The sequence below is a fragment of the Qipengyuania triglochinis genome, from assembly GCF_054655615.1.
Genome location: NZ_BAAHND010000004.1, coordinates 178093 through 184779 on the forward strand (window position 1 = coordinate 178093; position 6687 = coordinate 184779).

5 protein-coding genes are annotated in these 6687 nt (G+C 55.2%); 2 read left to right on the forward strand and 3 right to left on the reverse strand.

Annotation, left to right across the window (positions count from 1 at the left end; genetic code table 11):
• Positions 1-44: 44 nt before the first annotated feature.
• Together acs and ACYQ0G_RS13970 are read left to right on the forward strand one after the other, a co-directional pair.
• Complete coding sequence (acs, locus tag ACYQ0G_RS13965; RefSeq protein ID WP_460103751.1) at positions 45-1994, forward strand: acetate--CoA ligase; 1950 nt, start codon at positions 45-47, stop codon at positions 1992-1994.
• Between the two features lie 123 nt (positions 1995-2117).
• Positions 2118-2912, forward strand: a complete 795-nt coding sequence (locus tag ACYQ0G_RS13970) for a DUF5694 domain-containing protein (RefSeq protein WP_460103753.1) — start codon at positions 2118-2120, stop codon at positions 2910-2912.
• 59 nt (positions 2913-2971) lie between these two features.
• On the opposite strand, the gene ACYQ0G_RS13975 is transcribed toward ACYQ0G_RS13970, so the two are convergent.
• The 3 genes from ACYQ0G_RS13975 to ACYQ0G_RS13985 form a co-directional block, all read right to left on the reverse strand.
• The gene (locus ACYQ0G_RS13975) at positions 2972-3469 is read right to left on the reverse strand and encodes a DUF6265 family protein (RefSeq protein WP_460103755.1); all 498 of its coding nucleotides are present in this window, start codon (positions 3467-3469) and stop codon (positions 2972-2974) included.
• Between the two features lie 4 nt (positions 3470-3473).
• A complete protein-coding gene (locus ACYQ0G_RS13980; RefSeq protein WP_460103757.1) occupies positions 3474-4358 on the reverse strand; it encodes an AraC family transcriptional regulator in 885 nt (294 codons plus the stop codon).
• A gap of 255 nt (positions 4359-4613) precedes the next feature.
• Positions 4614-6422 carry a methyl-accepting chemotaxis protein gene (locus ACYQ0G_RS13985; RefSeq protein WP_460103759.1) on the reverse strand — a complete coding sequence of 603 codons (1809 nt, stop codon included), beginning with the start codon at positions 6420-6422 and terminating at the stop codon, positions 4614-4616.
• Positions 6423-6687: the final 265 nt, after the last annotated feature.

Here is a 6687-nt window from a genome sequence, read left to right on the forward strand (position 1 = left end):
CTGGGCCGTTACGACGTGATCAGTTTCGCGGAGGAGAGAGATAAATGAGCGATGTAGCAGCCATCAACGCATGGGTTCGCAAACCGCAATCTCCTTCAGGCAGAACACGCTGCGACGCTGAAGATTACGAGCGTCTGTATACCCGCAGCATAGAGCACAGCGAAGATTTCTGGGCCGAGCAAGGCGCTCGCCTGGACTGGTTCGATAAGCCGACAAAAATCGCCGGCTGGAGTTATGATCCTGTAGACATCAGATGGTTTGAGGACGGCATAATCAACATCTGTCACAACGCTGTCGATCGCCACGTTGCTGCGGGCAACGGGAATCGTCCAGCGTTGATCTTCGAGCCGGACGATCCGGATGGCGACTGCCGCCATATTAGCTATGCCGAACTTCAGAAAGAAGTGATCCGCATGGCAAATACATTGCGGGAAATGGGCGTAAAAAAAGGCGACCGTGTCACGATCTATATGCCGATGGTCCCCGAAGGCGCCTTCGCCATGCTCGCATGCGCCCGCATCGGAGCGGTCCATTCGGTTATTTTCGGCGGGTTTTCTCCAGAAGCGATCGCAGGGCGTGTCGAGGACTGCAAAAGCGATTATATCGTGACCGCAGATGAAGGCTTGCGAGGATCGAAGACGATACCCCTCAAAGCCAATATCGACGAAGCTCTAACAAAATCGACTGTCAATGCCGTACTAGTGGTGCGCCATACCGGCGGCAGTGTCCGCATGACCGAAGGGCGCGACCACTGGTATCACGAGCTTTCCGCAAATGTGGGCAAGGATTGCCCTTGCGAGCCAATGGCCGCAGAAGACCCGCTCTTCATTCTTTATACTTCCGGATCGACCGGAAGCCCTAAGGGTGTGGTGCACACCACGGGGGGGTACGCAGTCTGGACGGAGACGACTTTCCGATACGTATTCGACTACCGTCCCGGCGAAATCTATTGGTGCACTGCGGATATCGGCTGGGTCACTGGCCACAGCTATATAGTTTACGGCCCACTTCTCAACGGGGCGACGGCACTGATCTTTGAAGGCGTACCGAACTACCCCGACAATGACCGCTTCTGGGCTGTGTGTGAGAAGCACAAGGTGAACATCTTCTATACCGCCCCTACCGCTATCCGCGCACTAATGCGCGAGGGCCCGGAACATGTCACCAAGCATGATCTTTCGTCGCTTCGCATCCTCGGCACCGTAGGCGAACCAATTAATCCTGAAGCATGGCGATGGTACCACGATCATGTCGGCGGCGGCACTGCAGCTATCGTCGATACTTGGTGGCAGACCGAAACAGGCGGCATCATGATCACGACCCTACCGGGCGCTCACGACATGAAACCAGGAAGTGCCGGCAAGCCGTTCTTTGGCGTGTGCCCGCAATTGGTCGGGAATGAGGGAGAGGTCCTGGAAGGGCCTGCCCAAGGCAATTTATGCATTACCCGAAGCTGGCCCGGGCAAGCTCGCACGGTGTACGGCGATCACGAACGTTTCATCCAGACCTACTTCAGCACATACAAGGGAAAGTATTTTACCGGCGACGGCTGCCGCCGGGATGCCAATGATTATTACTGGATTACCGGGCGTGTCGACGATGTGATCAATGTTTCTGGCCATCGTATGGGTACGGCGGAGGTTGAAAGCGCACTGGTCCTTCACCCTTCGGTGAGCGAGGCTGCCGTTGTCGGCTTCCCTCACGACATCAAGGGGCAGGGCATCTACTGTTATGTAACGCTGATCGCAGGAGAAGAACCTTCCGCCTCCCTAAGTGACGAACTTCGGCAGTTGGTGCGAGAGGAAATCGGCGCAATCGCCACACCCGATCATCTGCACTTCACACCGAGCCTGCCAAAAACCCGTAGCGGGAAAATCATGCGACGGATCCTGCGCAAGATAGCAGAGAATGATTATGGTTCGCTTGGCGATACTTCGACACTAGCCGATCCAACTGTCGTAGATGAGCTAATCAAAAGGCGACAGAACCGTTGAACGAATAATACTGGCATGTTGCGCTGCCTTTGAAAATTTAGCTCATTACATTTGCAGTAAATCCATTAAGCATTAACAGCCACTAGGGCCATGGTGACTAAATGGAATGTCAGGCAGGGTATAATGAAAAAGATCATCTGCTGGATTACAGTTGCGCTATTCGGGCTTCCCTACTCGGGCGTATCCGCACAGAGCGAAGCCGAAGACGTTCAGGTCATGGTCTTAGGCGTTTACCATTTTGCCAACCCTGGCTTGGATGACCACAACGTCGAAGTTGATTCCGTTCTCACCCCAGCCAGACAAGCCGAGCTTGAGAATTTGGCCCAAGCCCTGGCTGTTTTTCATCCCACACAGGTTGTGGTGGAAGCAGTAGCGCCCGGCCCCGACTACCATGTTGCCGAATACGAACAATTCTCTCCTGCAATGCTGGCCGAAGACCCCAATGAAATCGTGCAGATAGGGTACCGGGTGGCGAATAAAGCTGGACTAGAGCAGGTTCTTGGAATCGACGTTCAGCCAACCGACGGGGAAGAAGGCTATTACCCGATCGATCAGGTCCGCTCGGCAGCCGACCGGTCTGGCCAGTCTGCAATCCTTGCAGAACTGGACGAGGAGGTTGGCGGATGGGCGGCCCGTTTTGGTGAAAGCCAGAGTTCGCGTTCGATCGCTGACCTACTTCTGGAGATCAATGGCCCCGGCTTCCCTGCGGGCCAGAAGTTTTACGATGCGATGATCCCGATCATATCGGACGATGATTTGGCGGGAGCTCATCTCAATGCCAGATGGTATGCCCGTAACGTTAGTATCTACGCCAAGTTAATGCGCAACGCCGAACCGGGAGACCGCATACTTGTGATATATGGCGCAGGACATAACGCTTGGCTTCGGCATTTCGCATCCACGATAGAGGGCCATTAGTATGTCGACCCGGCTCCCTATCTTGAGCTTGCCCGCAATCTTCAGAACGGTACCGATCATCATAAGCGCCGGTAATTGAAATCCAGGTTTTCGGTCGATCCGCTCTCATTTTTCACACGGACAGATATCTGCATGCGATCGTTCGTCTCGCGGTGAATGATTAGGCCATCGAAAATCCATTTATCTCGAAGAGTCGCCAGCAAAGGGAATCTGCGAACTTCAGCCTTTTCCTCCCACCCTGACAGGTCTGGGTCAAAATGCTTTAGTCGGTATTCTATTGTCTCGCCCACCTGAACGATGGTGATCAATTCATAGAACATCACCGAGCCATCCGGCGCCAATTGACGAAAATGACCGACCATCTGATTGCCCGCCGGCGCTGAATAGACTTCTGTCGCCAAGGCTCCGTCGATCCCCTCCCCTTCCCACGCTCCCGTAAGCCAATTCAAATTCGCCAGCTTCACCGTTTCTGAGTACGATCCGGGCTGAAAGTCTGTCTCAGAGGGCGGAGTTGTCGCAGCGAAGATGAGCGCGATTGCGAAAAACTGGTGGATCATCGCTTCATCCTTCAGCAGCAAGCGGAAGAAAAATATCGGCGCGCAGTTCTTCCTCGTCTTCAATCTCTTCAGGATCATCAAGGTAATGGAAAAGCAGCGGCTCTTGCGCCACTTCTCTCGACAGCACTCCGATTGCGAAAGCGTATACCAAATCGATGCTATCGTGCAGGGCGTCGTAGCTACCGGTTCTCCGTAAACGAATGTATTCGCCACTCGAAACGCGCACGACCTTCAAATCGCCTAATGGCTGACCGACAGCACCTGTCGCCAGAGCGCAATCAAAGCGGCATTCCGATGCAGGAGTGATGCGTGGATCATCATGCGGAATGCCGTAAATTCCGCGAAGATCCGAAGGCTCCACCTGTTGAAGTACGAGCTCGAACAGCTTCGCATAACCAGCGTTCAGTTCATGATAATCTCCGGTGTTGCGGATCGCGAGTAACCGAAAAGGATCGAGCGACACGACTTCGATATCGAGCGAGTTTGAAGGTTCGCCTTCCACACGGCGCGGTTTTTGCAAAACTTCGAGCAGAGTATCAATTGCTGCAGCTTCCGATCTTAACTGAGATGCGGACGCGCCTGCCGCAGACTTAAAGGCCCTCGCGAAGGCTTGAGAGGTAGCGTAGCCGCTATCGCCGGCGACTTCCGCGATTGTGCGTTGTTGCGCAAGCGCCGGAACGGAATGGGCGAGCCGAACTCGCCTGACCGTCTCTCCTACTGCTTCGCCGGTCATAATCCGGTAGACGCGATGGAAATGGTAAGGGGACATCGCTGCCACATCCGCCAGTTCGGCGAGGTCTGGCGCGGAACCATCGGATACCCGTTTCTGGATATGCTCAACGACGCGATCAATCCGCTCGGCATATAATTGTCTTTGATTACGGCGCATCCATCCGTCCCCTTTCGAGGATATTTCTATCGCAGATGTCCGGTGCCTGTCGTTCCCGATCTTGCTGAGTTTTTTGGTGAGGGCTCTTCATTTGCAGGTTTTGCCGCCCGAACGCATAAGAGCAAACCGCCCTTGTTCAAGTCATTGGCCAATCCCACCGAAGCGCCAAATGCCCGCTGCTCATTCAAGCTCGCTGTGCCGAACTAGGTATGGAACTAGGGCTTTAGAAAGATCCCATTGGTCACTGCTTTGCGATTAAAGTCTAGCGAACGCGCCGGTGGACAAGGGCCTGACTTGCTCCTGCATTATCGAAAGCGAGGCTCGCTTGGTCGAAACAGCGGGGCTATTGTCACTGACCCGGAATGTCGCGGCGCGGCTGGCAAGAGAGGCAACTTCCTCTTCCAGACTGCGTGCCGCTGCCGACATTTCCTCTACCATCGCGGCATTACGCTGAGTCGAATTGTCCATATCTTCGACCGACGTAGACACCTCGGCGATTGTCGAGGATTGTGCCAGGTTCGCCTCAGCCAGAGATTTCAGCAGCTCTTCAACCCCGCTTACGTCGCTATTGATATTGGCAAGCGCATCGTCGACCTCCCGGACAGCACCCACCGCCGTATCGACCTCCGCCTGAGTGACGGTCAGCTGTTCACGTGCGCGCTTGGCTTCTTCTTCCGCGCGCATTGCCAAAGCCGAAACAAGATCTGCCACCACTGCGAAGCCGCGGCCCGCTTCGCCTGCCCGACCAGCTTCTACTGCGGCGTTCATGGCCAGCACACGTGTCTGAAAGGCAATCTTGTCGAGCCCCTCAATAACGGTATCGATACCTTCAGCGTTTTCGGCGACGCGACCCATCGCGCGCACCGCTCGGTCCACGACCTCACGTCCGCATCCCACCGTATTCATCGCTTGCCCCGCGCGTTCCACCGTATCCTTGGCCGAACCAGCGCTCTCGCGCAGACGCTCATTCATCTGCGTGATCGCCGCTGAAGTCTCCTCCAAGCTTGCTGCATTGCTCTGCGTCCGCATAGCAAGGTCGCTCGACGCACTGGCGATCTCTGTTGAGCCATTGCGGATTTGCACAGCGCCCGTAATAACCGCACCGATAAGTGCGCGAAGGCTATCCAGCGCAGCGTTATAATTGTCACGCAGCGCAATATAGTCTGGTGGAAACTGCGTCTTTATCGAGGCGGTAAGATCGCCCTGGGCCAAGCTCCCGAGATGTCTGCCCAGCGTCTCCACCACTTCCTTTTGTTCGATGTTCGCACGAATCTTTTGAGCTTCGGCGACCTCCTGCTCCAGCGCATTGTCACGGAAAACTAGAACTGCGCGAGCCATCTCTCCGACTTCGTCGCCACGCTTGTCGCCAGGGATATCGACGTTGTTATTACCCGCCGCCAGATCCCCCATTACTCCACGCAATTGGCCTAGCGGATGCGATATGCCCATCCGCGCCAGAGGGATCGCGATCCCTAGCCCGGCCCCCACAGCGATCAGGCTGTACCCCAGCAACATCGTCGCATCTCGCTCGACCCGTGCTTCGATCTCGGCCGTGCGCGCGTCACCCTTTTCAACGCGTGCGTAGGTAGTTTCGGAAACAGATTTGGTGAAGTTCTCGAGCTCCGCGCCTGCTGCAGCAAGCGCCACACGTGCTTCAGCGATGCGGCCAGCATTAGCCAGATTCAGCACCTCGCTCGAAAGCCTGTGCGTTTCATCAAAATAGCCGCGCATTTGAGGCACGGTATCGGCAAATGCAGGGTCCGTCTCCAGAGCATCCGACAGGTTGTTTCCACCGCGTTCGTATGCAGTGGCCAAAGATTCCCGCAGTTTGCCGCTTTCCGTCGACCCTGCGTCGAATGCTAGCGACTGGGCGGCGATATAGACCAATTCAATCGCTCGCCGATTTGCGCGGGCGATATCGGTGGTCCCCGGCAAGGTCCGTTTAACCAGCTCATTGTAACTCTGGCTGACACCTTTCGCTGTGCTATTGCCGACAAGTGCAATGCCAAGAAGCAGCGCGCCGAGGAACAGCAGCAGCGCCGCGACCTTCGTCGCAATATTCAAATTTTCCATTAGCCGCATCAAGTGGGGACCTGTCTTCTGGATCTATTTCGTCCATTTTAGGAAGATTTCCGAATTCGGAAGAAAGATCTGCAGCTTTTTGCGACCGCTTTCTCTTTCAAGAAGGGAGTGAGCTCTGTTCAATCGTCTAAGAACGCACGGCTTACGGCTTGGCCACGGAAGCTATGGCCCGCCTGGGCTGAGGTAAGCTGCTTCCCTTGGTCGTAAATTTACAAGGTTTTTCGCTGGAGCCTACGGAATAAAGTTC

Coding starts and splice junctions, on each gene's coding strand:
- acs (WP_460103751.1), top strand. CDS start 45: ATGAGCGATGTAGCAGCCATCAACGCATGGGTTCGCAAACCGCAATCT.
- ACYQ0G_RS13970 (WP_460103753.1), top strand. CDS start 2,118: ATGAAAAAGATCATCTGCTGGATTACAGTTGCGCTATTCGGGCTTCCC.
- ACYQ0G_RS13975 (WP_460103755.1), bottom strand. CDS start 3,469: ATGATCCACCAGTTTTTCGCAATCGCGCTCATCTTCGCTGCGACAACT.
- ACYQ0G_RS13980 (WP_460103757.1), bottom strand. CDS start 4,358: ATGCGCCGTAATCAAAGACAATTATATGCCGAGCGGATTGATCGCGTC.